The 23,844-nt window shown below is 60.6% G+C and carries 22 protein-coding genes and 1 pseudogene; 15 read left to right on the top strand and 8 right to left on the bottom strand.

Annotation, left to right across the window (positions count from 1 at the left end):
- The first annotated feature begins 145 nt into the window (after positions 1 to 145).
- The 4 genes from NKH35_RS25035 (at position 146) to NKH35_RS25020 (ending at position 4,026) form a co-directional block, all read left to right on the top strand.
- Positions 146 to 541 carry an MAPEG family protein gene (locus tag NKH35_RS25035; protein WP_023689455.1) on the top strand — a complete coding sequence of 132 codons (396 nt, stop codon included), beginning with the start codon at positions 146 to 148 and terminating at the stop codon, positions 539 to 541.
- 656 nt (positions 542 to 1,197) lie between these two features.
- On the top strand, positions 1,198 to 2,103 hold the full coding sequence (locus NKH35_RS25030; RefSeq protein WP_023689454.1) for an SMP-30/gluconolactonase/LRE family protein: 906 nt from the start codon (positions 1,198 to 1,200) through the stop codon (positions 2,101 to 2,103).
- A 68-nt stretch (positions 2,104 to 2,171) separates the two neighbouring features.
- Complete coding sequence (locus NKH35_RS25025; protein ID WP_352916734.1) at positions 2,172 to 3,344, top strand: alpha-hydroxy acid oxidase; 1,173 nt, start codon at positions 2,172 to 2,174, stop codon at positions 3,342 to 3,344.
- Positions 3,337 to 4,026 (top strand): RraA family protein, encoded by a 690-nt coding sequence (locus NKH35_RS25020; protein WP_023689452.1) that lies wholly within the window; start codon positions 3,337 to 3,339, stop codon positions 4,024 to 4,026. Before NKH35_RS25025 ends, NKH35_RS25020 begins: the two co-directional genes overlap by 8 nt.
- Before the next feature lie 13 nt (positions 4,027 to 4,039).
- On the opposite strand, the gene NKH35_RS25015 is transcribed toward NKH35_RS25020, so the two are convergent.
- From NKH35_RS25015 to NKH35_RS24980, 8 genes are all read right to left on the bottom strand, one after another.
- On the bottom strand, positions 4,040 to 4,993 hold the full coding sequence (locus NKH35_RS25015) for a response regulator (protein ID WP_023669440.1): 954 nt from the start codon (positions 4,991 to 4,993) through the stop codon (positions 4,040 to 4,042).
- A gap of 64 nt (positions 4,994 to 5,057) precedes the next feature.
- A complete protein-coding gene (locus NKH35_RS25010; RefSeq protein WP_023669441.1) occupies positions 5,058 to 6,077 on the bottom strand; it encodes a chemotaxis response regulator protein-glutamate methylesterase in 1,020 nt (339 codons plus the stop codon).
- Positions 6,078 to 6,099: 22 nt separating this feature from the next.
- Positions 6,100 to 8,373 (bottom strand): hybrid sensor histidine kinase/response regulator, encoded by a 2,274-nt coding sequence (locus tag NKH35_RS25005; RefSeq protein ID WP_023689451.1) that lies wholly within the window; start codon positions 8,371 to 8,373, stop codon positions 6,100 to 6,102.
- Entirely contained in the window at positions 8,370 to 9,074 is a 705-nt protein-coding gene (locus NKH35_RS25000; RefSeq protein WP_084012982.1) for a chemotaxis protein CheW, read from the bottom strand. The genes NKH35_RS25005 and NKH35_RS25000 overlap by 4 nt, the downstream gene beginning before the upstream one ends.
- On the bottom strand, positions 9,074 to 10,315 hold the full coding sequence (locus tag NKH35_RS24995) for a CheR family methyltransferase (RefSeq protein ID WP_023689449.1): 1,242 nt from the start codon (positions 10,313 to 10,315) through the stop codon (positions 9,074 to 9,076). Before NKH35_RS24995 ends, NKH35_RS25000 begins: the two co-directional genes overlap by 1 nt.
- The gene (locus NKH35_RS24990) at positions 10,312 to 10,779 is read right to left on the bottom strand and encodes a chemotaxis protein CheW (RefSeq protein WP_023689448.1); all 468 of its coding nucleotides are present in this window, start codon (positions 10,777 to 10,779) and stop codon (positions 10,312 to 10,314) included. The genes NKH35_RS24995 and NKH35_RS24990 overlap by 4 nt, the downstream gene beginning before the upstream one ends.
- Positions 10,780 to 10,802: 23 nt before the next feature.
- Positions 10,803 to 12,440 carry a methyl-accepting chemotaxis protein gene (locus NKH35_RS24985; protein WP_023689447.1) on the bottom strand — a complete coding sequence of 546 codons (1,638 nt, stop codon included), beginning with the start codon at positions 12,438 to 12,440 and terminating at the stop codon, positions 10,803 to 10,805.
- Between the two features lie 353 nt (positions 12,441 to 12,793).
- Positions 12,794 to 12,976 (bottom strand): hypothetical protein, encoded by a 183-nt coding sequence (locus NKH35_RS24980; RefSeq protein ID WP_156936023.1) that lies wholly within the window; start codon positions 12,974 to 12,976, stop codon positions 12,794 to 12,796.
- A gap of 575 nt (positions 12,977 to 13,551) precedes the next feature.
- Here NKH35_RS24980 and nanR point away from each other — a divergent pair.
- The 11 genes and pseudogenes from nanR to NKH35_RS24925 form a co-directional block, all read left to right on the top strand.
- The gene (nanR, locus tag NKH35_RS24975) at positions 13,552 to 14,259 is read left to right on the top strand and encodes a transcriptional regulator NanR (protein ID WP_023682279.1); all 708 of its coding nucleotides are present in this window, start codon (positions 13,552 to 13,554) and stop codon (positions 14,257 to 14,259) included.
- The gene (locus NKH35_RS24970) at positions 14,259 to 14,564 is read left to right on the top strand and encodes a putative quinol monooxygenase (RefSeq protein ID WP_023669450.1); all 306 of its coding nucleotides are present in this window, start codon (positions 14,259 to 14,261) and stop codon (positions 14,562 to 14,564) included. Before nanR ends, NKH35_RS24970 begins: the two co-directional genes overlap by 1 nt.
- A gap of 47 nt (positions 14,565 to 14,611) precedes the next feature.
- Positions 14,612 to 15,388 carry an HpcH/HpaI aldolase family protein gene (locus NKH35_RS24965; protein WP_023807875.1) on the top strand — a complete coding sequence of 259 codons (777 nt, stop codon included), beginning with the start codon at positions 14,612 to 14,614 and terminating at the stop codon, positions 15,386 to 15,388.
- 14 nt (positions 15,389 to 15,402) lie between these two features.
- A complete protein-coding gene (locus NKH35_RS24960; RefSeq protein ID WP_023689444.1) occupies positions 15,403 to 16,455 on the top strand; it encodes an NAD(P)-dependent oxidoreductase in 1,053 nt (350 codons plus the stop codon).
- 120 nt (positions 16,456 to 16,575) lie between these two features.
- Positions 16,576 to 18,231, top strand: a complete 1,656-nt coding sequence (locus NKH35_RS24955; protein WP_023689443.1) for an extracellular solute-binding protein — start codon at positions 16,576 to 16,578, stop codon at positions 18,229 to 18,231.
- Between the two features lie 83 nt (positions 18,232 to 18,314).
- Positions 18,315 to 19,256, top strand: a complete 942-nt coding sequence (locus NKH35_RS24950) for a carbohydrate ABC transporter permease (RefSeq protein ID WP_023669455.1) — start codon at positions 18,315 to 18,317, stop codon at positions 19,254 to 19,256.
- Entirely contained in the window at positions 19,256 to 20,104 is an 849-nt protein-coding gene (locus NKH35_RS24945) for a carbohydrate ABC transporter permease (RefSeq protein ID WP_023827582.1), read from the top strand. The genes NKH35_RS24950 and NKH35_RS24945 overlap by 1 nt, the downstream gene beginning before the upstream one ends.
- A gap of 12 nt (positions 20,105 to 20,116) precedes the next feature.
- Positions 20,117 to 21,211 (top strand): ABC transporter ATP-binding protein, encoded by a 1,095-nt coding sequence (locus tag NKH35_RS24940; protein WP_023669457.1) that lies wholly within the window; start codon positions 20,117 to 20,119, stop codon positions 21,209 to 21,211.
- Positions 21,208 to 23,181 (top strand): D-apionate lactonase family protein, encoded by a 1,974-nt coding sequence (locus NKH35_RS24935; protein ID WP_023689442.1) that lies wholly within the window; start codon positions 21,208 to 21,210, stop codon positions 23,179 to 23,181. The genes NKH35_RS24940 and NKH35_RS24935 overlap by 4 nt, the downstream gene beginning before the upstream one ends.
- Before the next feature lie 97 nt (positions 23,182 to 23,278).
- Complete coding sequence (locus NKH35_RS24930) at positions 23,279 to 23,584, top strand: DUF6894 family protein (protein ID WP_023689441.1); 306 nt, start codon at positions 23,279 to 23,281, stop codon at positions 23,582 to 23,584.
- 36 nt (positions 23,585 to 23,620) lie between these two features.
- Positions 23,621 to 23,844: pseudogene (locus tag NKH35_RS24925) on the top strand (YidB family protein); the annotation flags it as partial.

The following is a 23,844-nucleotide window of genomic DNA, read 5'->3' as shown; positions in this document are numbered from 1 at the left end:
TGGCTGAACGGCAGCTATTCCGGGCACAACGTCCAAAAGCTGCTATTCCGTTTCGGCCCCACTACAGGCCGCCCCTCCTCGTCGAATAGCATTGGACTAGTTGATCGGCTACAACGACCTAGAGTGCTAGCAACGGGGAGGGCACATGTCGGCGAGTGCTTACGCATTGACTGGCTTCATCTCGTGGGCGCTGGCCCTGCTGATCGTGATGGAAGTTATCCGGAGCTACCTGGTGATCTCTGGGCAAGTCCCGGCAAACGGCTTTACGCCAGATAACGGAGCCCTCTCCCCGTTTATGCGGAGGTTAGCCCGTGCCTGCATTGAAGGGCTTCCAATCTTCGGAGGTCTGCTCGGAGTCGCGATCATCATTTCAAAGACAGATGTCACGGATCCCTTGGCCTCCACGATGTTAGGCGCACGTATAGTGCAGTCGGTGATCCACCTCGTCTCAACCAGCCAACTCGCGGTCAGTCTCAGGTTCACCGCGTTCGCTGTGCAAATGGTGATTGGTGCGTATTGGTGCTGGTTGCTGTTGATCTGAAGAGTGGCGGAGCCCCGACGCAAAAGTGGGCCACCTCGATTCCGGGAGCCTTGGCAAACCCACTCCGGATCGTGACCCGAAAGACTGTCCCTTTTGACAGGCGAGCGAACCGCAAAACTGGCAGTGGCAAAACCGCCGTTGAGGCATGATATTGCTGTTGGATTTTGGGGCTACTCCCCAGCTTCGGAGAAGGATCGGCGTTCAGAGAGCAATTTGCACGCCTGGGCGCTGCGGCGCTCCCCAGCTTTTGGCCACACGCACGCCCTGCAAACGCTCGGGCTCCAGAGCGCCTGGCAGCGGAGCAGAGAATTGTTGGACTTTGTGAGTGGTAGAGGGAGAGGAACTGAGATTCAACCTTCTCCACCTGCACTTGTTCCTTGCACGCTGGCCTCAGCAGCACCTAATCCTGCCACGCAACCTGGAGGAGCAAGCCAGTGCTACCGAGCTGTGTAGACACCGATCGGCTCGCGCTGTAGCCATAGGCCTCCGCCCGTCGGGGTTCACCGGCGCCGGGGTGGGGGCCGGCCTAGGGGGGGCCCAGCAACGCGCACGTCAGCCTGGCTATCTTTCGAGTCGCCGGGTCCGGTGACCGCCAGATCGTCAGGCTGGATTATACCCGACAAATCTTGATAGGCTGCCGTTCTGGGGGTCGCACGATGAACGAGGTTGAAAAGCTGGCCGTCGAGGTTGTCGCGACCGGCCTTGGCTGGCCCGAGGGCCCGACGGTGCTGCCCGATGGCCGAATTGTCATCGTCGAAAGCTATCGCAGCCAGCTGACGGCCATAGATCGCGACGGAAGTGCTCGCCAGTTCGCGTATGTTGCCGGAGCGCCCAACGCCTGCGTTCTCGGATCGGATGACCTGCTCTATGTCTGCCAGAACGGCGGCACGACCGGACCTTGGCGGGCCGCGGACATGACGACGCCATCGATCCAGCGGGTTGCCGATGGCGGAAAGCCGGAAATCCTGCTGAGCGAAGTCGCGGGCATTCGGCTCAATGGGCCAAACGATCTTGTATTTGCTGCTGACGGCCGGCTCATCTTCAGCGATCCCGGCACATACAACCCGGGGAATCCGGACCCAAGCTACATCTTTGCCGTCAACCCCGACGGCAGTGCGTACCTTGCTCTCGGCTTCGACAAGCCGACCTTCCCCAATGGTGTGGCGATCGAAGCCGACGGCTCGATCATTTGGGGGGAGTCCTATACGGGGCGCGTCAAGCGGCAGCGTCCGGATGGTTGCGTCGAAGACCTGGGCCGCTTGCCTGGGCCCAATCCGATCCCGGACGGGCTGAAGGTCGGAGCCGATGGCCGCCTTTATGTCACGGATATTGCCGCCAACGGCATTCACGTTCTGAAGCCCAACGGCACAGCGGAAGGTTTCTTCGTCTGCGGCAAGGCAACGACCAACTGCGTCTTCTCGGGCGAGATGCTTTGGGTGACAAATGCCGGCGTGCTGGCGACCGGCAGCGATCCCTCCTTTGAGGGAACACTCTCCTGCGTGCGTGTTCCGGGAGGCGGTGGACCGACGCATCATGGTCGCATCGGCGGAAAGCAACCGTGAGTAGCTCCTCGTCCGCCTCAAACACAGGCGATGACCCCGGCGCCCGCGGTGCGGCATCGTCTGCTTCGATGGCGGCGTTGAAGCGCCTGTACAGCGTGGCCGCGGTCCGCATCGCCGCGCGGCGGACTTTGCCACGCCCGGTGTTCGACTTCGCCGATGGCGGTGCTGAGGATGAGCGAACGCTGCGCCGGAACGAGCAAGCTTTCAACGAGGTTGCCATTCTGCCGCGACCGCTCAACGGTGCAACGACGCGAGACCTTTCCCTTGACCTCTTCGGCGCGAAACTTGCCATCCCGCTGGGCATCGCGCCAACCGGCCTGGCTGGGCTGTTCTGGCCCGACGGCGAGCGCGCAGCCGCCCGAGCCGCAGCGGCCGCAGGGACATTCTACTGCGCCAGCCACGGATCCGTCTGCACGCTGGAGGACATAGCAGCCACCGGAAGTACCCCACGGTGGATGCAGGTGTTCGTCTACACCGATCGCGGCTTCACCCGAGAAATGGTGCATCGGGCGCGTGCCTCAAGCTACGACGCGCTGGTGCTCACCATCGACAACCAGATGCTTGGCAACCGTGAACGCGACATCCGCAACGGTTTTGCCATCCCGCCGCGCTTCGGTTTGGCCGGAACCCTCGCGGCCGCCACCAAGGCGGCGTGGCTTCTTCGTATGCGCACCCGACTCCCGAAACTGACCTTCGGCAACTACGCGCGCCCCAGGGATACGGCGACGGTCGGTGCATTGGCGGGCCGCATGGCCGCAATGCTCGATCCCGGACTCTCCTGGGCCGATGTCGACTGGCTGCGCACTGTCTGGTCCGGACCGTTGTTGCTGAAAGGCGTCCTGCATCCCAGCGAAGCCGCCGAGGCTGTAGCGCGGGGAATCGACGGCATCATCGTATCCAATCATGGGGGCCGTCAGCTTGACGGCGCCGCCGCATCGCTGGACGCGTTGACGGCGGTTGTCGCGGCTGTCGCAGGCCGCATACCGGTGCTTATCGATGGCGGCATCAGGCGAGGCTCCGACGTCGTCAAGGCGCTGGCGCTCGGCGCCTCGTGCTGTCTGATCGGGCGGCCGCAGTTGTGGGGGCTCGCGGTCGCCGGCGAGGAGGGGGTACGCCACGTGCTCGAACTCTACCGCAAGGAGATCGACCGCGTCATGGGACTGATGGGCGCGCGGAGCCTGCGCGACCTCGGGCCGGACTGTATTTCGTTCGTTCAGGGAATGGGGCCGCTACATGATTGAAGACCCACCACTGCTCACCATCAAGCGCCGTTTCGAACGGCCCGCAGCAGAAATCATCAGTGCTTTTGCGGGCGTGCCGGTTAGCCAGGTCGTAGACGCGATGGGGGGACGCGGCGCCTTGCATTATGCGATCAAGCCACTGTCGCCAGCTACTGCGACGATGGTCGGCGTCGCCGTGACCTGTCACTGCGGCCCCGCCGACAACCTCGCCCTGTTTGGAGCACTGGATGCCGCAGCAAGTGGCGATGTCATCGTCGCGGCCACCGACAGCTTTGCCGGTACGGCGGTAACTGGCGATCTCGTGCTCGGCATGGCGCGCAACAAGGGGGTCGCCGGCTTCATCACTGACGGCCTCGTGCGCGACGTTGTCGGGATCGAGGCGGTCGGGTTGCCGGTTTACTGTGCCGGGATCATTGCGAACTCGCCTGCGCGCAATGGTCCAGGCACGGTCGGATTCCCGGTGGTGGTGGGAGGAGTGACTATCTCGCCGGGAGACATACTGGTCGGCGACCGCGACGGTCTCGCCGTGGTGCCTCGCCTGGAGGCTGAGACGGTGCTGGCCCGGCTCTCCGCCATCAGGGCGGCTGAGAAAACTCTTGATGGCCTGGTGCGGCAAGGTCTCGAGATGCCCGACTTCGCCAAGGTCGTCCTCAAATCGAACAGGGCGCGCTTCGTTGACTGAGATGTGAGCTTCTCTAGCTGCGGGACATATGAAGCGCAACACGATTTCGTCCTTCCGATTTGGCACGAAACAGAGCCAAATCGGCGGCATTGACGAAATCGTTTGGCGTCTCGTTCTCGGTGGGCACCGCTGTTGCGACGCCGACGCTGATGGTCACGCGATCCGGGCCGTGGGGTATGTTCAACTCTCGCACGCTCTGGACGAGCCGCTCGGCGATCGCACTGGATTGTTCCAGTATAGTGTCGACCAGCACGATGACGAACTCTTCGCCTCCGTACCGCGCAGCGAGATCGGTGGAACGGCCGGAACCGCTCTGGATTACGCGGGCGATTTGCTTGAGCACATCGTCGCCGGCCATATGGCCATAGGTATCGTTGTATCGTTTGAAGTTGTCGGCATCGATCATCAACAGCGACAGTGGGGACTGTGCGCGAAAAGCGCGTTTCCATTCAGCCGCCAGATATTCGTCAAAATAGCGCCTGTTACCGAGACCTGTCAGGCCATCGATCCGCGTCAGACGTTCAAGCTCTAGATTTGCACTGATCAGCTGTCGCTGGCTTTCCCTCAGCGCTCGGTGTGCCGAGTCTCGCTGGACGTGATCCAGATAGGCCCGCGTGTGATATCGAATGCGTGCAATCAACTCGATACGATCCGGCAGTTTGACGAGATAGTCGTTCGCGCCCGCAGCGAAGGCTTCGCCCTTGGTGGCTGGATCTTCCTTGCTCGACAGCACAATGACTGGAACCGCGCGTGTCGACGCATGCTTCCTGTATTCTCGCACCAGATGTAGCCCATCCACCCCGGGCATGACGAGATCCTGCAGGATGACGGTTGGCTTTACCTCATCCGCGACCGTCATCGCTCTCAACGGGTCGGTGCAGAAGTGTAAGGAAATATCGGGCTCGTTGGCTAGGGCGCGCCTGACCGCCTCGCAAACCATGATCTGATCATCGATGAGCAGAACCATGGATGAATAGTTATCTGCGAGTGGCGGGACCAACTCTGGTTCTTGCGTCATCGGAAGGGGCCTTTCACGTGGAGCGCTCGCAGGCTTCGATTATACGTGAGCCGATCGCACCCAAAGGAAGAATATCAACAGCCGCGCCGATGTCGGCGGCGGCCTTCGGCATGCCATAGACGGCACTGGTTGCTCTATCCTGCGCGATTGTGAGATGTCCCTTGTCACGGAGCTGTCTCAGCCCGCGCGCACCATCCCTGCCCATGCCTGTGAGCAGAACACCAATCACCGAGCCAGGCCACCATTGCGCCGCACTTTCGAAGAACACATCTACCGACGGCCGATAAACATTGTCCTTGGGGCTGGGCGTATAGCCAAGTTGCTGAGCTGACTTGAAAACCAGATGATCCGCAGAACTGGCAACGAGAACGGTGCCCGCTTGTGGACTATCCCTTTCCCCCGCCGGACGGATCGGGAGACGCGTATGCTGCCCTAGCCAATCAACAAGGCCTGGAACGAACTGAGCATCGAGATGCTGGACGAGCACAATCGCGCCGCGAAAATCAACGGGAAACGCGCTCAGGACTGCGGCAACGGCAGCCGGCCCGCCCGCAGAGGCGCCGATTGCTATCACGTGTCGAGTTGACGGCTCAGCCGCACGTGACATCCGCCTTTTTGCCTGGGTAGGCGCATCGCCGATCAACTTGCCTATCGTTCGTATCTTGTTCGTCAAAAGCCGGGCGGATTGCGAGGACGCGTTGCCTTCGATGCCCACTGACGGAATATCGACTGCGTCAAGCGCGCCATGACCCATTGCTTCGTAGACGCCGGCGAGGTTGGCTTCGATACTGGCGGTCACCAGCAAGATTGAGCACGGGGTTTCCGCCATGATTCTGCGGGTCGCTTCCACGCCGTCCATCTCTGGCATCGCTAGATCCATGAGTATCAGATCCGGCAGATCACGTCTGCAGACCTCGACCGCCTCACGCCCATTAGTCGCGATCCACGCGACCTGATGTTCGCCGGTCGACAGAACCAGTCGACGCAGAAGTTCAACCGCCATCGGCATGTCGTTGACTACGCCGATTCTCATTCGCTGGCTTCCAATCTCGATCTCATTCAGCCGCCTCGCCAATCATGTCCACGACGGCATGGATCAGCGCCTCGTCCTGAAAACTACTCTTGGTCAGATAATAGTCCGCACCTGCGTCGAGCCCGCGCGCGCGATCTTCTTCCCGATCCTTGTATGAAACGATCATAATGGGTGTGTTCTTGAGATCAGCGTCCTTTCTAATCAAACTCACCAGCTCGATGCCATCCATGCGAGGCATGTCGATGTCGGTGACGACGAGATCGAAAGGACCAGACCGGACGGCATTCCACCCGTCCATGCCGTCTACCGCCACTTCGACCTCATAACCGTAATTGCCGAGCATCTTGCGCTGGAGTTCGCGAACCGTCAGTGAATCGTCAATCACGAGCACGCGCTTGCGCCTGCTCGCTTCGGGACCGCCCGCGGCGCGCCGAAGAGCTCGAAATCCGCCGGACGATGCAAGCTTTTCCACCGATCGGATCAGATCGTCGACGTCGAAGATCAGAACAGGCGAACCGTCTTCCATCAGGGCCGCTGCGCTGATGTCCTTGATCTTGGCAAACCGTGGATCGAGAGGTCTGATCACTAACTCGCGTTCCCCGAGAAAACGGTCAACGATCAGGCCGTACGCATCGCCCCGACCCGCATCCACGACGACGACCGATAGTTCATTCGGTTCCGATCCGGGCTCACCTCGATCGAGCACCTCGCGAGCGGTGACCAGCCCGATCTGTCGATCGTTCAATCGAAAATGCGGCCGGCCCTGCAGGACGTTGATCTCCGTCCGCTGCAGTTTCAAAGTCTTGGAAATGGCAGCGAGTGGAAAAGCATAGGGCTCTCCATCGACATCGACGAGCAGCGTGCGCAGGACCGACAATGTCAGCGGCAATTGCAGTTGAAATCGGGTTCCGTGGCCAAATTCTGAGGAGACGCTTGCGACTCCCCGGACTTCCTTCGCCATGGCTTGCACTGCATCGAGCCCCACACCGCGACCTGAGACGTCGGTAAGGCCCGCTTTCATGGAAAAGCCTGGCAGAAACAGAAATGCGAGCAATTCGCTTTCGCCGAGTGTTTCAGCACTTTCCCTGGTTGCAAGTTGCCGGGCGACGACGGTCTCGCGCAGCTTCGAGAGCTCTATCCCCCTGCCGTCGTCCACCACGGCTATCTGCAGCAGCCCGGCATTGTGCCTCGCTTCGAGCCTGATGAGCCCCTCTTCGGGTTTGCCCATCGCGAGGCGCTCCTCAGGCGGTTCAAGCCCATGGTCTACAGCGTTGCGCAGAAGGTGCCCCAAAGGGGCATCGAGCTGCTCGAGGATATCGCGGTCGATGCCGGTCGAGCCGCCTACGATCTCCAGTCGCACCCGCTTGCCAAGGGTACGACCGAGGTCGCGGATCATTCTCGCATAGTGTCGCACGCCGTCCTCAAAAGGCCGCATCCGGCTCGCCAACGTTTCGTCGTACAATCTGTTGGCAAGATCGGTCGCTTTCCGATCCACTGAATCCAACTCATCGAAACGCTCCGCCAGGAACGCTTGGCTCAACCGAAGCTTTCGCTGCGCTTCAGCCAGCGCCTCCACCACCGCCGCATCGTTTGAAACCGGCGGCAGCACTGCATGAAGATTGTCGAATGCACTTGCGAGGTCCGATTGAAGTCGCTTCAGCCGTAGCAGCCCGTCAGCGAATGGCCTGAGCCGCCGAGCTTCCATCAGCGACTCGCCAGCCAGCCCGAGCAATCGGTTCAGGCTGTCTGCCGTCACCCGAACCATTCTATCAGAGCTGATGCTGCCGTGGGCTTGCGGCACCGCCCCAACGAGGAGGTTCGCTGAAGAGGTCGTCGCCAGTTGCTCCTGGGCATGATCTGGAGTTGCGAAATCAGCTGCAGAATCTTGGGGACCGGGCTTTGCCTGGGGGAGGGACAACCCCTCGAACTTGGCGAGAAAGGTTTCGACTTCTGAGTTGGCGCTCTCGCTCGATGATCCCGATGCGATCAATTTCAAAAGGTCAGAACCTTGCAGAAGCGCGTCTATATGCTCCCGTCGCACCCTCAGATGCCCGCGTTGCGCTGCGACCAGGCAGTCTTCCATCGCATTTGCAACTTTGACTGCGGGCATCAGGTCGATGATGCGGGCAGCTCCTTTCAGGGAATGCGCGGCACGCATGCATGCTTCCAGGGCGTCGGCGGCGATAGGATCGCGTTCGAGTGCCAGAAGTCCAGAGGTCAGAGCCCGTGACTGCGTCTCCAGTTCGGCCTGGAAGAGGCTGAGCATCGAAACCTGGCTGAAGTCTTCATCTGTCATGCGATGCTCCGATCCAGCATCGTGAGCAGTTGTCGTGGATCGAGACAACCAACGGCTCGTCCTTGCCATGGCAGCACGGCAACCGTAGCGGCAGACAGTGCCTTCCCAATCATGGCCGGAACAGCGAGAGTGTCGCGTTCCTGGTACCGATGTAAGCCGTGGATCTCATCAACCGTAAAAGCAACCCGCTTGTCGCGCTCGCCTACCACGACAAGGCGGCGAAATACCTTGGTTCGTGTGCCCTGTTCCCCTTCCTTGCGCTCGTCTATCCCGAGCAATTCGGCCAGGGAAAGGCAAATGAGCAATTCACCACGGACATTCGCAATGCCGAGCAGTGCACTGTTCCTGCGATGTGGAAGTGAATGAACGCGACGAGATTCAGCCACTTCATGAAAAATACCGACCGGAAGTGCCAGCCATTCCTCCCCCAAACGGAAGAGAACGGCCGTCTGCAGCGCGTCGCTGTCTGCCGAATCGATCCCTGCACGACCAGCGTTGTCAGGCCATTCGTCGCGAGATGCCGAGGGAGCTGCACGGTCGAGGAGGCGTCGTGCGATCTTCTTGTAGGTCGGGCAATTGCGGCAGTGGAGATGCTGCTCTAGTAGCGGACATGACTTGTCACCCCGTACGCCTATTTGCCGCCAGCAGTCGTTGATTTCGATCTCCTCCACCGGCTGAGCGATCCTTGTCGAAGCCGCCATCAACTGCCGCTCCTTTTCTGGACCCGACCCAGCCGGCCGGCCAGCGCCTCGGCGCCGTTATGGTCGCCTTGCTTGCTAAGCAGCAAGGCCAGATGGACAAGAGCTTCTCGATGATTTGGCGCGAGATAGAGCGCCTTGCGATAACTTTGCGCGGCTTCGGGTGCAGAACCATCCGCATCCTGGACGAGGCCCAGCAGGTAGAAGATTTCTGCGGAAGGACCGAACTCCTTGAGATGCGCCAGGGCGACCTCCTGTGCCTCCTTTACGCGTCCTGCATTGGCGATCCGTTCAACCGCGATGAGGCTTTCCGAGGCGTGTGCAAGCGGCTTGGCCGGAGCCTGCCCGCGGCCTTCATTGCCAATTGTCGGTCGGAACGGACGAAGAGGCTCGCTCTTGTTGACCTTAGGGCTTGGCGTCCGCACCGGGACGGCGGCCGAAACTTTCGGCGCCGTGGTCTTGACGGGCTCCGATTTCAGAAAGGCGAAGGCCAATGGCCATTCAGCGGAAATAAAGCCATGCACCCTTGGAAGAGCTGCTTCCGCCGGACCGACCAGAAGAAGTCCGTCTTTGGCCAGCAGGTCCTTCAGGCAGATCAATGCGCGATCCTGCAGCTCTCGATTGAAATAAATCAGCAAATTGCGGCAAAGCAGGATGTCATAGACCTCTTGCCCGAAAGGCGCGTGAGAACCGAACAGGTTTCCTACCATGAACCGAACCTGTTTCAGCACCCCAGCAACAGGCCGCAACCCGCCCTCGGTCGCTTCGAAATAGCGATCCTTGAATTCTAAATGGCTGCCGCGAAACGAATTGCGGCCATAGATGGCGCGTTCAGCCGTCGCGATATTGCGGCTGCTGACGTCCACGCCATCGATCTTGAACTCATGCGCCTCAAAGCCGGCATCGAACATGGCCATGGCGACCGAGTAAGCCTCTTCGCCGGTTGAACATGGCAGGCTCAGGATTCTTATCGGCTGAGCAGGCTTGTGCGCGCGCGCATGCCGCGCCAGCATCGTGAACGCTTCTCGGTCGCGAAAGAACCAGGTCTCTGGGATCACCACCGCATTGATCAGCTCCTGCAGCTCCTGCGAGGAACCGGCCAAGTGTTCCCTATAGGCCTGAGGGTTGGTTATCCGGCATGCTTCCATCCGTTCTCTGACCGCCTGACGAACCACTGTCGGACCAACGCTGGCACTGTCCAGTCCAATGGTTTCCGTCAGGAGCTTTTCTATTGCTCCGGTCATTGATCACCTATTGCCGCCTGGCGGAGCAAAGCGGTACGAATCTCTTCCGAAAGCAGCGCTTCCACTTTGACCCACTGAATGATCTCCGAACCATCGGAAGCCACCGGCCCAAGATAGGGCGGGGTTCCTGGTTCCAGTCCGAACGGCGCGAAATCGGCCGGGTCTCGCTCGATCGTATCCGTCACCCGTTCCGCGATCAGCCCCAGCAGGCGTCGCTCGCCATCATCCGCCGGATAGCGCGTCACAACGATCCGGGTGCTCAACAGGCGCTCCGATGGTCGGCCAATCGCAAGAAGGGTGACATCGATCAGGGGGATGGGTATTCCGTTATAGCTGACCAAACCCACCACACCAGTTGGCGCACCCGGAAGAACTTTCACGTCGATATAGGGCAGCACCTCTTCAATTTTGTGGACATCGATCAAGTAGCGATCCGGACCCATGCTGAAGGCGAGGAATAGCATTGTCACATCCTACTGCCGGCTCGCTATGCTCGTAGCTTGAACCTCGATATGCTACTTCGCATGCCGCCTGAGACTTGATTGAGCTCGTCGATCGCGAGCGTCGATTGCTGAAGGGACTCGACTGTTTGCTGAGCTGCCTCGCTTAGCTGGGTTAGCGTGTCGCTGATCTGCCCCGCGCCGGTCGCCTGTGCTTGCATGCCTTCATTGGCGACTTCGAAACGTGGCACCAGCCCCTGAACCTGCTGAATGATCTCGAAGAGTTGCCCGCCGACCTGCTGGATGTCCTGCATACCCCGACGGACCTGCTCGGAAAACTTGTCCATGCCCATCACCCCGGCCGCGACTGCCGACTGGATGTCCTTGACCATTTGCTCGATATCGTAGGTGGAGACAGCTGTCTGGTCCGCGAGCCTTCGGATTTCCGTCGCCACCACTGCAAAACCCCGGCCATATTGGCCTGCCTTCTCCGCCTCGATGGAAGCGTTGAGCGACAACAGGTTCGTCTGATCGGCCACTTTGGTGATGGTCGTCACCACCTGATTGATGCTGCCGGCTTTCTCGCTCAGGATCGCCAGTTTGGAATTGATCGCGCCAGCCGCTTCCATGACCTGCTGCATGGTTTCTTCCATACGGGTCAGCCCCGCTTGCCCCCCGCCAGCCACGGCAGCGGTTTGTTCGGCAACTGTGGAGACCTCGTTCATCGTGCGGACCAGTTCGTTTGATGTGGCGGAGATTTCCTTGGCTGTCGCTCGGATTTCTGTTGTGGTCGCTGCGATTTCAGTCGCAGTTGCCTGCTGTTGCTTGGAGGTGGCGGCGATCTCAGTTATCGACGTGCCGACCTGTATGCTGGACCTTTGAACCTGACCAATGAGGGTTGTGAGATCGTCCGCCATTGCGTTGAAGCCGTCGGCAAGCACGCTGAATTCGTCTCGGCGCCTCAGATCGAGCCGTTCGCTGAAGTCGCCTTGCCGCATCAATTGAACCGCGTCGACCAAACGGGTGAGCGGACCTGTAATGGCGCGAAACAGCTGGTAACCCAAAAGAAGGGCTAGCCCGAGGGCTATCAACAAGCCAACGCTCAAACCGACTTCGGCCGTTCTGACGATCGAGCTGATCCGCTGCGTCGCGCTGTTTGCCTCGCCTCTGTGATCCTCAACCATGGCCTGCAGAGCGGACTGCAATTTTACAAAGATCGGCTCTACTTCGTTCTTGATAGCTGGGCTTTCATTGGGAGTTTCACCTTTCGACAAGGCAGCCCGGCTTGTTTCCAGCACAGCAGTTTCAGCCAGACGGAATTGGTTGGCGAGTTGTTTGACGGCTGCATAATTCTGCTTGTCGATATCGGAGACGATCGTTGCCTCATAGTCGTCCATCGACCGCTGCACCTGGTTGCGATTGGTCGTGATCGCGTTTTCAACCGTGCTTCTGTCTGACGGGTTGTCCTGAAGGGCATATTCCTGAAGCAGACTATGGGCCGCCATCTGGCCCGTCATGATCTCGGTACTGTGATAAAGGTCCGGAAGGATGCCCTTCTCGACCTCAGTCGCCTCCTCCCCCGCCTGAAGAAACCAGGCGTACGCGATGAGGGCTATCACGGACATGACCACCAGAACGGCTGCGAAACTGACGAGGATGCGGTGGCGTATTGTCAGACTCTTCATGGAACCGGTTCACCAATGGGGGGCATCGTGGGCTGCGCGACAAGCGCTCGTTCCGACATATTCGAAAAGGTGCGTCGAAAAGCGGTAGTCTGATGCTGAATGGTTTCTTTTCCGTTCCATAGCTAATGATGGCGAGGCGGCTCGCCAATCGGCGCCGCCAGAAGCGGTGGTCAAAGGACGACTGCCGTCCACGCACATCAGCCCGAGATCGGCTGGATGGCACGCCGCGTCAGGAGGAGCGTGGATGAGCTGCTTGAGGCCACGAATTGAATGACTGCTTAGGCCAGGTCGAGGCAAGAAAGCCGACGTCCTGCTTGCTGCCCCTAAGCTGCCAGGCGGGAACGCGCCTCATATCAGCCGTCCAGCATGATCGTCGCTACTGAAAGCGGAATCGCCGAAGCCAGATGTCGCAAACTGGCCAGCGCGTAGATTGGCGTCGAGTGCGGGTTCGGCATTTGCAGGTGACGATAACTAAATGGCAAGCGCCCCCGCCTGAGGCCCTCAGGACTAAAAGATCTTGAGAAAACCAGTTTCAAATGCGCATCCTCAAGCGGCGGCCGCCCACCGCACGAGGATGGGCACAACGTGACGAGCGCTCTGGAGCCTAGAGAGAACTGACCCGACACCACCTTCCTTTGCGGCATTGCGGCGGCGCAAAAAGATTACGAGATGGAGCAGGCGTATTGCCAAATGGGTCCACCAGCGAGAGTTCGCGTTTTCCGCCTCGGCTGTGAACCCCACTTCCATTCGCTGGTCTTGCTCAGGTCGAGGTCTACTTTGCCATCGAGGGCTCATGTTGCGGCTCATAAGCAGGCGGTTGGGTAGGTCTCGGCCAGCACACGGCCCGGTGGCACTCACTGCGGTCCACACCGCAGTTGAAACTGACCACCCGACCCAGGGTTCGAAGACGGTCCCCGATCGGAACACCGAGCAGAGTGTGCTCGCGCTCCTCAAGTCACCGATATCCTTGGTGAAGACGTTGAAGGCGTGTGCAAAGGACGCCTCGACATCGGCGGAGTGATTAAACGGCTCGGCTACCGGATGCTTAGACATCGTTGACAAGGGTGCTATGGGATCATAACGTACCTGACTGGTATAACAGGTATGCCACATGATCGGAGTTCTGATCAAGCAGCGGAAGCTTTCGGACGAGGTGGCAGCGCACCTCGAACGGATGATCCGAGAGGGAGAGTTGGCCGAAGCCGACCGTCTCCCATCTGAACGGGAACTCATGCGGCAGTTCGGGGTAGGGCGGCCTTCCATCCGTGAGGCGCTGCTGCATCTGAGCAAAATGGGCCTTGTCGAGGTAAAATCGGGGGAGCGTGCCCGCGTCACTCGACCCACTCCTCAATTCGTGATTGACGCCCTTTCAGGGCCGGCTCGGCACATGATTTCGGCGCCGGGAGGCGTTCACGACTTCCAGAGCGCGCGCTTGTTTTTCGAGGTCGGTCTTGCCCGCAACGCCGCTGTGCATGCTACCCCGGAAGACATTGACAGCCTCAAGGAGGCGCTCGAACTCAACCGGCAGTCGATCGGCGATCTGGCGCGCTTCGAGCGCACGGACGTAGACTTCCATTACGTGCTGGCGGTAATCACCCGCAATCGGATCTTTACAGCTATTCACGCGGCCTTGGCTGAATGGTTGCTCGAACAGCGTCGCACCACATTGGCCAAGGGTGAAGACCGCAAGGCTTACCAGGCTCATCGCGAAATCTTCGAGGCCGTCGCCGCGCGCGATCCAGACGCGTCAGAGACGGCCATGCGCAGCCATCTCGAATATGTGGCCAAGCGGTATCTGCAACTTGCGAGGCCCAAGTGATGACCGGATTTGTCGTCTGGGTCGATTTCCGCCTGAGGCCTGGTGCCCGGGACAGATTCCGAGAACTTGTCGACGCCAATGCGACCGCCTCGATGCGCACCGAGGCCGGCTGTCGCCGCTTTGACGTGACGGAGGCGCGCGGCGAACTGGATCGGGTCCTGCTCTATGAGATTTACGATAGCGAGGCCGCATTCGAGGACCACTGCCGCACCGCTCATTTCGACGAATTCAATACGCAGAGCGCGCCGCTCGTCGTGACCAAGTTGGTGACGACCTGCGACCTCGTTCTTGAAGCCACGCATTGAAGCGAACATAGGCGGATTGGCCCATTGGGGCGAACGGGAGGAAGTGCATGTCGGAGCCAAGTCTCAGGGCGTTAGCTTCTCACAGGCGGGTCAAGCTCGGTACGCTCGTCGCCGAGTTCGCCACGCCGGGAATCGGTCACATCCTGAAGTCCGCTGGCTGCGATTTCGTCTTTTTCGACATGGAGCATTCGGGATTTAGCTTGGAAACGCTGAAGAGTGCGATCCGTTATTTCGAGGCGGCTGATCTGCCGGTCATGGTGCGTGTGCCGTCGCAGGACTACCATTTCCTCGCCCGCGCCATGGACATGGGCGCCGAAGGCCTGATCGCGCCGATGGTGAGCAGCGTCGAACAGGCGCAGCACATCATCAACTCCATGAAATACCACCCTGCCGGCGCCCGCGGCGTGGCGCTGCAGATCGCTCATGACCGTTACCGGCCAGGCTCGGTCGCTGACAAATTCGATGCCGCCAACAAGCGCTCGACGTTCATCTGCCTGATCGAGACCGCCGACGGCGTCAAGAACATTGACGGCATCGCGGGACTGGACGGGGTCGATTGTCTGTGGGTCGGACATTTCGATCTGTCCGTCTCGCTCGGCATTCCTGGCGACTTCGCCCACCCCACTTTCACTGCTGCAATGGCCAAAATCGTTGCCGCCGCCAAGAAGCACAACAAATCGCTTGGACGCTTGGTGCCCAACGTCGCCCAGGGACACGAGTTCTACGCACAGGGCTTCGATTTCATTTGTTATTCAGGCGACGTTTGGGTCCTGCACGACGCGATCGCCGACGCGGTTTCCAAGATCCGGGCCGGGTGCCAATAGGAGCGGAGGAGACGATGGACAGCGTGAAATTCAGGGTGGCGCTTTCCGGTGATTTCCGCAGGCCGGACGGCTCGCCGACCTACCCAGATTTCGATCTGGAGCCGCTGCGCAATGCGACAGCTGTCGAGATGGTGTTCCTGGAGTCAAACAGTCCGCTTCGCGCCGACCAACTTGAGGATTTCGATGCGCTGATCCTCCTCGCCCATCGTTTCGATGCCACGAGTGTCCCCAGGAGCGGCCGCCTGGCCGTCGTTGCCCGCTTCGGGGTCGGCTACGACACTGTCGACGTTGAGGCATGCACCGCAGCCGGTATTGCCTTGGTTATCACGCCCGATGGCGTGCGACGGCCCGTCGCCGTATCCGTCGTCACCTTCATGCTGGCGCTGACCGGCAAGCTGCTGACAAAGGACGCGCTCACCCGCAAAGGGTCTGTTGGTTTTGAGAAGCGCTCCGAACATATGGGGGTCGGCCTCGTCGGGCGTACGCTTGGGTCGCTGGGCATCGGCAACATCGGTGCCGAGGTCTTCCGCTTGGCGAAGCCCTTTGACATGCAATTCATTGCCCATGACCCGTTTGCCGACAAGGGGGTCGCTGCCGACCTGGGCGTCGAGCTGGTAGGGCTGGAGGATCTGTTTCGCCGCGCCGACGTGCTGTCGGTGAGTTGCCCCCTGTCGTCCCAGACCCACCACATCGTCAATGCCGAGCGGATCGCCCTGATGAAGCCGACAGCTTACCTGATCAACACCGCGCGCGGCCCGATCGTCGACCAGAAAGCTCTGACGCAAGCACTGCAGGAGCGCCGCATCGCCGGCGCCGGTCTCGACGTGCTGGAACAAGAGCCTCCCGACGCAGACGATGCGATCCTCAAACTCGACAATGTCATCCTGGCGCCGCACGCGCTTTGCTGGACCGACCAGTGCTTTGCCGGCAACGGTGCCGCGGACGTCAAAGCGGTAATGGAGGTGCAGCGCGGTCGCGAGCCGCGCGGCGTGGTCAATCGCGAGGTGCTTTCGAGCGAGCTGTGGAAGACCAGGCTGTCTGGGCTCGCCGCCCGCTTTGGAACCTAGGAGGACACTGATTTTCGGCGCGCCGCCGCGGCCTGTTTGCGGCGACCTTACGGGAGGAAATGCTTGACCGCTGCGCCGGCGGACGAGTGAAGCAAAAGGAAAATGGGAGGACCAAGCACTATGAACGATCGTGAAAAACGTGACTTTCAGGCAGGTCTCGAAGCAGAGGTCGACGCCTTCATGCGCGGCGAAACCACCCGCCGAACTTTCATCACCCGCTTCGGTCAGATGACCGGCATGTTGGCCGTGTCCGGCCCGCTGCTGGGGATGATGACCGATTGGGCGCTGGCGCAGCAAACATTGGAATTGGCGGACGGCACGTCGCCGCTCGGCCAGGCGCAGGCCGCAGCCCTGAAAGCATCGAAGGAAGGGCCTGCGGACGGTTCCGCCTTTCGCGCGGCGGAGGCGGCCAAGGCGCATTCGGGCGTCACCCTCAACATGACCTACGAGGCTGGCCTGCAGGCACTCGACCCGCGCAATTTCAGCGGGCCGATGTGGGAGCAGCTTACCGGGATGAAGTCGAATGTCGTCGAGCTGTCGAACCCGGACCAGTACTCCAAGGCGGTCGCCGAGCACATCGCCGGCTCGGGTGCCTATGACGTCCTCGACATCTCGCCGGCCTGGACGCCGTCGCTTGCCGATGGCGGCGTCATCGCCCCGCTAGACGACTACATCGCCAAATACATGAACCCGGCAGACCTGGAGGACTATCATCCCCTGTACAAGGCGCTGCCGACCTACAAGGGCAAGATCTGGGGGTTCTTCGACGACGGCGACATGTTCGCTCTCTACTACCGCAAGGACATTTTCGAGGATCCGAAAATGATGGAGGCTTACCAGGCGAAGTTCAACACCAAGCTTGGACCGCCCAAGACATGGGAAGAATATGCCCAGATCGCCCAGTTCATCACCGACCAGATGGCGCCAAAGGTCTATGGCGCGGGACATTTCCGCAAGGCGGGCAGCCCCGGCAATCAGTTCGACTTTCTGCAGCAGTACCGGGCCAACGGCGGAAAACTCTTCGGCGACGACATGAAGGCAGGTTTGGTTTCGGATGCCGGCGTCAAGACGCTGACAAACATGCTCGCCGCAAACAAGGCCTCGATCCCCGGCAACAACGAGCTCGACGCCGTCTCCTTGTGGGCGGCTTTCCTGACCGGCAAAGTCGCGATGATCTATTCCTGGCCTCCTAGCGGCCGTATGGCGGCGAACTATTCGCAGTCGGCCACGGCAATCAACTTCATTCCGCAGTCCCAAATCGCCGGCAAGGTCGGCTATGCCGTGGTTCCGGGAAATCCGGAACATGCCACCGGCTACAACAAGGCACTGTCGGCCGACTCGCCCAACCCTGAGGCGGCGTATCTGTTCATGCAGTGGGTATGCTCGCCACCCGTCTCGCTGGCACGTTGCATGCTGCCCTACGCGCTACGCGACCCGTACCGCATCTCGCACTTCAAGTCCGAGCTCTACGGCGCGCTCTTCCCGAGTGCCAAGGAGTACCTTGCCAACCTCAACAACTCGGCAAACGTCGGTCTGCTCGACCCGATCATGCCAGGCGCGCAGGACTACTTCTTGAGCATCGATCGCATGTGCACGGCGGTGTGGGCTGGTGCGGATCCGAAGGCGTCGCTTGAAACGGCGGCCGCCGAGTGGAACGAGACGACCGACCGACTGGGTGTGGATTCGCAGAAGGGCTTCTACACCGAGTTCTTGAAACTGCCTGGCGCCACCGCCGACAACACGGTGGAAAAACTTGGCATGGCGGTCACCCTCTGAAGGGAGGCGGACTCTCTGGAGCAATTGGTGTTGCGGGCGCTTGGCTCGCAACACCCCCCGCTAAGCGGCGATTGGATACGCCTATGCAGCCCACAGCCACGATCCGCCATTTGAAGGCCGCCGGCGCACCGCCCCGGCTGTCTGCCTTTGCCCAATGGGCTGACCGTCATTTCAAGTGGCTGCTGGTCGCCCCCGCTGTGCTGCTGATATTGGCACTGTCGATCTATCCGCTTCTGTTCTCGCTGGTGGTATCCTTCATCAACTACGACTTCCAGGTGCCGGGCCACGCCTTTGTCGGATTGAAGAACTTCGAGCGGGTCGTGTTCGATCCCGTAGCACGTTGGTCGCTGTTGCTGACAGCATCGCTGTCGGGCATCAGCGTCGCTATAGAGTTCGTTCTCGGCCTCCTGGTGGCGCTGACAATGGTGCGCAGCTTTCCGGGCCGCGGTGTGATCATGTCGATCCTGATCGTGCCGCTGTTCATCAGCCCGGTCATCGTTGGCCAAGCCTGGACGCTGCTCTTACAGCGGCCTTTTGGACCGACCAACTATGTCCTGACGCAACTATTGGGGCAGGAGGTTACGATCGGCTGGATGACGGAGCGCCCGTGGCTCTACGTCTCGCTGATCATCGCCGATGTCTGGCAGTGGACGCCGTTCATGTTCGTCATCCTGCTCGCCGGGCTGACCGCAATCCCACCCAATCTCTATGAGGCGGCAGAACTCGACGGCGTCAACGCCTGGCAGGTTTTTTGGGCGATCACGCTCCCGCATCTCGGGTCGATGATGCTGCTGGCGCTGACCTTCCGTCTGCTCGACGCAATCCGTATGTTCGATACCATTTTCATCATGACAGGGGGTGGCCCAGGAACACAAACCTACACGGCCTCCTATTATCTTTATACCATAGGCTTCACGCAGTTTCATCTGTCGCAGGCAACAGCAGGAAGTTGGCTGTTCCTGATCTTTACGGCGCTCATCGTGACGTTGCTGGTGCGTCGGCTCTTGAAGGTGGAACCGGTCTGATGGCCGCCGTCGCGCCCGCCCGCCGCAGGAAACGCCGGTCGTTGCCGATCGGCCGAATTCTGCTGCTGGGGTTCTTCCTGGTGTTCGTGCTCTGGCCGCTCTACTGGATGTTCAACACCTCCATCAAGCCCAGCGACGACTACCTCACCGTACCGCCTGTCTGGTTCCCCGCCGCTCCGACGCTTGTCCACTACAAAGCTGCGCTGTTCGCCTATCGTGGTCTGGACGGGCTCATCAACAGCCTGATTATTTCGCTTTCGGCCACGGTGCTTTCGGCGCTGCTCGGCACGCTGATGGCCTATAGCCTGGCGCGCTACGACACCGGCGGCAAGCATCTGTCTTTCTGGGTGCTGTCGCAGCGCTTTTTGCCGCCGATCGGGATCGTGCTGCCGGTGTTCCTGATCTATCGCCAGGTCGGGCTCTACGACACTCATGTCGGCCTGATCATCGCCTATACGGTCTTCACGCTGCCGGTCTCGGTGTGGATGATGTTCGCCTATTTCCGCGGCATGCCGAAGTCGATGGAGGAGGCGGCCCTCGTCGATGGCTGCACGAGATGGGAGGCGTTCTGGCGCGTTGCCGTGCCGCTCGCAGCACCGGGCATCGTCGCGGCGGCTGTCTTCGCCTTCATTGCATGCTGGACGGAGTTCTTCTTCGCTCTGATCTTGACCAGCCGAACTGCCTTTACACTGCCAACGGTCTTCCGCGCCTTCATCGGCTTCCAGGGCGCGCAATATGGCGAAGCCGCGGCCCTTGCCATCGTCTCCCTTGTGCCATCGATCGCCCTTGGGGTCCTTGCTCAACGTCATCTGGTGCGCGGGCTGACGCTCGGCGCCGTTCGCGGTTAGGAAAGCTCCCGCATGGCCGAAGTCAAAATTACCGGCTTGCACAAGCGCTACGGCGCGTTCCATGCCGTGCGCGGGATCGACCTGGACATTCGCGACGGCCAGTTCACCGTTCTGGTTGGACCGTCCGGCTGCGGCAAGTCCACGCTGCTCCGGACCATCGCCGGCCTGGAGGAGATATCGGAAGGCACGATCGAGATCGGCGGCGAGGTGGTCAATGATTTCCGGCCGCGCGATCGCGACGTGGCAATGGTGTTTCAAGATTATGCGCTCTATCCGCATATGAGCGTGGCCAAGAACATTGGCTTCGGCCTCAAGGCTCGCAAGATGCCGAAGCCAGAGGTCGAGGTGCGCGTGGCCGAGGCGGCACGCATGCTTGGCATCACTCCCTTGCTGGGGCGTTTTCCGCGCCAATTATCCGGCGGCCAGCGCCAGCGCGTCGCCATCGGCCGCGCCATAGTCCGCAACCCGCGCATCTTTTTGTTCGACGAGCCGCTGTCCAACCTCGACGCACAGCTTCGCGACGAAATGCGCGGCGAAATCAAACGCCTTCACCAGGACATTGCGACAACGATGATCTACGTCACCCATGACCAGATCGAAGCGATGACGTTGGCTGACCGCATCGTGCTGATGCGCGACGGGTTGATAGAGCAGCAGGGCGCGCCACTCGAGTTGTTCGAGCACCCGGCCTCAACGTTCGTCGCTGGGTTCCTGGGTTCGCCGCGGATGAGCTTCCTGCCAGGTACCCTTGCCTTGGACGCAGGCGCCGCTGCCATCCGGCTCGCGGATGCACTGCTGCCTTTAGCGCGCGGCAGGGGGCTGAAGGGCGTCGCGGACGGACAGCAGGTGCTGCTCGGGTTGAGGCCAGAACACCTCACTCGTGCGCACACTGCAACGCCGGAGCAGGGCACGTTTCGCTATGAGGCAACGATCGACCTGCTGCAGCCGACCGGCTCGCGCAGTTACGCGACATTCCGACTGGCCGGCGCGCCGGTGATGGCTGAGCTGCAGGCGCACGATGTCAGCCGTCCGGGCGAGAAGCTTGCGATCGACATCAACATGAACCGGGCCTCGATCTTCGACGCCACGACGGAGCGCGCAATTTGACCTCGGCAGCTTCCCTGGCAGTCCGCTTGTGTGGCACCGAAGAGCTCGAGGCACCGCTGCGCACGCTGCGCGCCGGATCCTTGTCGGTCGCGTTCGACAATGGGGCGTTGCGTTACATCCACGTTGGGACGATCGAGGTCTTGCGCGGAATCTCGTTTCTTGTACGGGACGAAAACTGGGGAACATGTACCACCGTTCTCGATGATCTGCGGATCGACGAGAGGCCGGATGCGTTCGCCATTGAATACCGTGCAACATGTGCTGCAACATCCGGCCGCCTGATTTACCGGGCGCGCGTCTCAGGCCGTGGCGATGGTGCGCTGTCGTTTGTGGCGGAGGCAGAGCCCGAGACCGACCTTTTGACGAATCGGACCGGCTTCGTCGTCCTTCATCCGATCGAGGGCTTAGCCGGCAAGCCGATAAAGGTGCTGCATGAGGATGGTCACGACGAGCTATCGTTCTTGCCGGACCACATCGATCCAAAATGTCCGTTCACCGACATCCGGGCGTTGTCGCACGAGATCGCGCCTGGGATCTGGGCGACATGCACCATGGAGGGTGATGCCTTTGAGATGGAGGACCAACGCAATTGGTCTGACGCCTCGTATAAAACATATGTCCGCCCTCTGCGTCGCCCGTGGCCTTACAGACTGCCCAGGGGCCAGAAATTCACGCAGGCCGTCCGGCTTCACGTGTCAGGAACGCTCCCTGCCGGGACGTCTGAAAATCGCAATCCACTCATCAACCTGACGATCGGCGGACCGGTCGGCCGAGTGCCCCGCACTGGCGTCGGCGTCGCCGCCGACGAGGCAAAGCACGCGCTCGAAACCCCCGAGCTCCTACGACGAATGGCTCCCCAGTGGATGGTCTGCCAGGTCGATCTCCGGATCGCACACGGCCAGGACGAACTAGAAAGCTACGCCGCGCTCGCACGGCTGACCGGCGCTGGAGTGGTCCTCGAGATTATCACCAAGGGCACGCGCGATCCATTCGGCGAATTGGCGCCGGTCGCGGATGCTGTCCACTCACTCGGCCTCAAACTAGAAGCTGTCTCCGTCTTTCCGGCGCAGGACATGACATCCGTACAGCCGGGAGCACCGTGGCCGACTATGCCCAGCTTCCACGAAAGCTACTCCGCCGCTCGCCGGGCTTTCCCGGGCATCGCGCTGGGCGGCGGCATGGCCGCTTACTTCACCGAACTCAACCGCAAGCGTCCGCCAGCCGAAGCGCTCGACTACGTGACCTTCACCACCTGTCCAAGCGTGCACGCCGCAGATGATGTCTCGGTGATGGAGACACTTCAGGCAATCCCCCATCTAATCCGCTCCGCGCATGCTTTCATGGGGGAACGCTTGCCACTGCGTATCGGTCCCATCCAGCTCGGCTGCCGTGAGAACCCATACGGAAAATCCACTGCGCCGAATGAAGCGAACGCTCGCGTCTGTCTATCGCGCATTGATCCTCGTCAGCGCGGGCTGTTCAATGCGGCTTGGACTGTCGGATATTTCGCGGCCTGCGCTCGCGAAGGAATCGAGGCCGTCGCGTTCGGTGACTTCGCCGGCCCCTTTGGCCAAATCCATAGGAAGGCTGATTTCGTGCAGCCATGGTATGACCAGCAGGATGGCCCAACGGTCTATCCCGCTTTCCATGTCTTGGCTGGTCTCTCAAAGCTCGGCGGAGCCACCTTGCTGTCCGTACGAACTTCCGGCGCTGACGGCGTCGCCACGATCGCGGCTGAACAAGATCGCCGCGTGACCCTGTGGGTCGCTAACCTTACCGCCAAGACGCAATCTGTGCGGCTTTCGGATTCGCCGAGCAGCGCCCGCATTGCTCTTCTCGGCGCCGAGCAGTTCGAGCGGGCGGCAACCGATCCCGACTTCATGGAAAGTTCCGCAAGACCGCTGGATGATCAAAGCATCTCGCTTGGCGCCTACGCCGTCGCGCGAGTCGACCTCGATCGATCGTCTTAGGCCTAGCCGATGTTCGCTGTTTGGCCAAACCCCCGTAAAGATGAGGGTGGTAGTTCCATACTCTAAGGCAGCGCGTGGAATCCATCTCGCTTATACGTTGTACTATCGCGACGGCGACCAGGCTCGCCAGGTTCCGCCTGCCGAGACGCCAAGTTTTGAGGCCGCTCGCGCCGAAGCGATCCGTTGCGGAATCGGCCTGTTGGCTGATCTGGGCGATGACGATATGACCGGATGGTTAGTGCGCATGCGCGATCAGGCAGGCAACGAGCTTTGCACGATCAACGTCTGCGAGGCCGAAGCCGCACCGCAAACGGAAACAAGCCGGTTAGGCAGCACCGCTCACGTCTGTGTCGATATGCCGGCCCTTATTCAATTAGATCGTCGCCGGTCGGAACTTTTGTGATGTTGAGCCCTTGTCCATTGAACAGTGGAGGTACCAATGGCTAACCTGGGAAAATTGGCGATCGCGATGCTCGGCGTCTTGGCATACCAAAATCGCGACAAGATCGGCGACATGATCCGTGGAGCGGGCGATCGCAACCCAAATGATCCGCAAGGCGGGATTCTGGATCAGCTTTCAAAAGGCGTTTCGGGGACCGCGCTTGGCGATATTCTCGACCGGTTCAGAGGGGCAGGCGCCGGATCGAAGGTCGATTCGTGGGT

The organism is Mesorhizobium sp. M1143 (assembly GCF_040318435.1).
Taxonomy (GTDB): domain Bacteria; phylum Pseudomonadota; class Alphaproteobacteria; order Rhizobiales; family Rhizobiaceae; genus Mesorhizobium.
This window is presented reverse-complemented; position numbering and strand designations above follow the sequence as displayed.

What these genes read in the sequence shown, in the direction of transcription:
- NKH35_RS25035 (WP_023689455.1), top strand. Translation starts at nt 146, where the DNA reads ATGTCGGCGAGTGCTTACGCATTGACTGGCTTCATCTCGTGGGCGCTG.
- NKH35_RS25030 (WP_023689454.1), top strand. Translation starts at nt 1,198, where the DNA reads ATGAACGAGGTTGAAAAGCTGGCCGTCGAGGTTGTCGCGACCGGCCTT.
- NKH35_RS25025 (WP_352916734.1), top strand. Translation starts at nt 2,172, where the DNA reads ATGGCGGCGTTGAAGCGCCTGTACAGCGTGGCCGCGGTCCGCATCGCC.
- NKH35_RS25020 (WP_023689452.1), top strand. Translation starts at nt 3,337, where the DNA reads ATGATTGAAGACCCACCACTGCTCACCATCAAGCGCCGTTTCGAACGG.
- NKH35_RS25015 (WP_023669440.1), bottom strand. Translation starts at nt 4,993, where the DNA reads ATGGTTCTGCTCATCGATGATCAGATCATGGTTTGCGAGGCGGTCAGG.
- NKH35_RS25010 (WP_023669441.1), bottom strand. Translation starts at nt 6,077, where the DNA reads ATGAGAATCGGCGTAGTCAACGACATGCCGATGGCGGTTGAACTTCTG.
- NKH35_RS25005 (WP_023689451.1), bottom strand. Translation starts at nt 8,373, where the DNA reads ATGACAGATGAAGACTTCAGCCAGGTTTCGATGCTCAGCCTCTTCCAG.
- NKH35_RS25000 (WP_084012982.1), bottom strand. Translation starts at nt 9,074, where the DNA reads ATGGCGGCTTCGACAAGGATCGCTCAGCCGGTGGAGGAGATCGAAATC.
- NKH35_RS24995 (WP_023689449.1), bottom strand. Translation starts at nt 10,315, where the DNA reads ATGACCGGAGCAATAGAAAAGCTCCTGACGGAAACCATTGGACTGGAC.
- NKH35_RS24990 (WP_023689448.1), bottom strand. Translation starts at nt 10,779, where the DNA reads ATGCTATTCCTCGCCTTCAGCATGGGTCCGGATCGCTACTTGATCGAT.
- NKH35_RS24985 (WP_023689447.1), bottom strand. Translation starts at nt 12,440, where the DNA reads ATGAAGAGTCTGACAATACGCCACCGCATCCTCGTCAGTTTCGCAGCC.
- nanR (WP_023682279.1), top strand. Translation starts at nt 13,552, where the DNA reads ATGATCGGAGTTCTGATCAAGCAGCGGAAGCTTTCGGACGAGGTGGCA.
- NKH35_RS24970 (WP_023669450.1), top strand. Translation starts at nt 14,259, where the DNA reads ATGACCGGATTTGTCGTCTGGGTCGATTTCCGCCTGAGGCCTGGTGCC.
- NKH35_RS24965 (WP_023807875.1), top strand. Translation starts at nt 14,612, where the DNA reads ATGTCGGAGCCAAGTCTCAGGGCGTTAGCTTCTCACAGGCGGGTCAAG.
- NKH35_RS24960 (WP_023689444.1), top strand. Translation starts at nt 15,403, where the DNA reads ATGGACAGCGTGAAATTCAGGGTGGCGCTTTCCGGTGATTTCCGCAGG.
- NKH35_RS24955 (WP_023689443.1), top strand. Translation starts at nt 16,576, where the DNA reads ATGAACGATCGTGAAAAACGTGACTTTCAGGCAGGTCTCGAAGCAGAG.
- NKH35_RS24950 (WP_023669455.1), top strand. Translation starts at nt 18,315, where the DNA reads ATGCAGCCCACAGCCACGATCCGCCATTTGAAGGCCGCCGGCGCACCG.
- NKH35_RS24945 (WP_023827582.1), top strand. Translation starts at nt 19,256, where the DNA reads ATGGCCGCCGTCGCGCCCGCCCGCCGCAGGAAACGCCGGTCGTTGCCG.
- NKH35_RS24940 (WP_023669457.1), top strand. Translation starts at nt 20,117, where the DNA reads ATGGCCGAAGTCAAAATTACCGGCTTGCACAAGCGCTACGGCGCGTTC.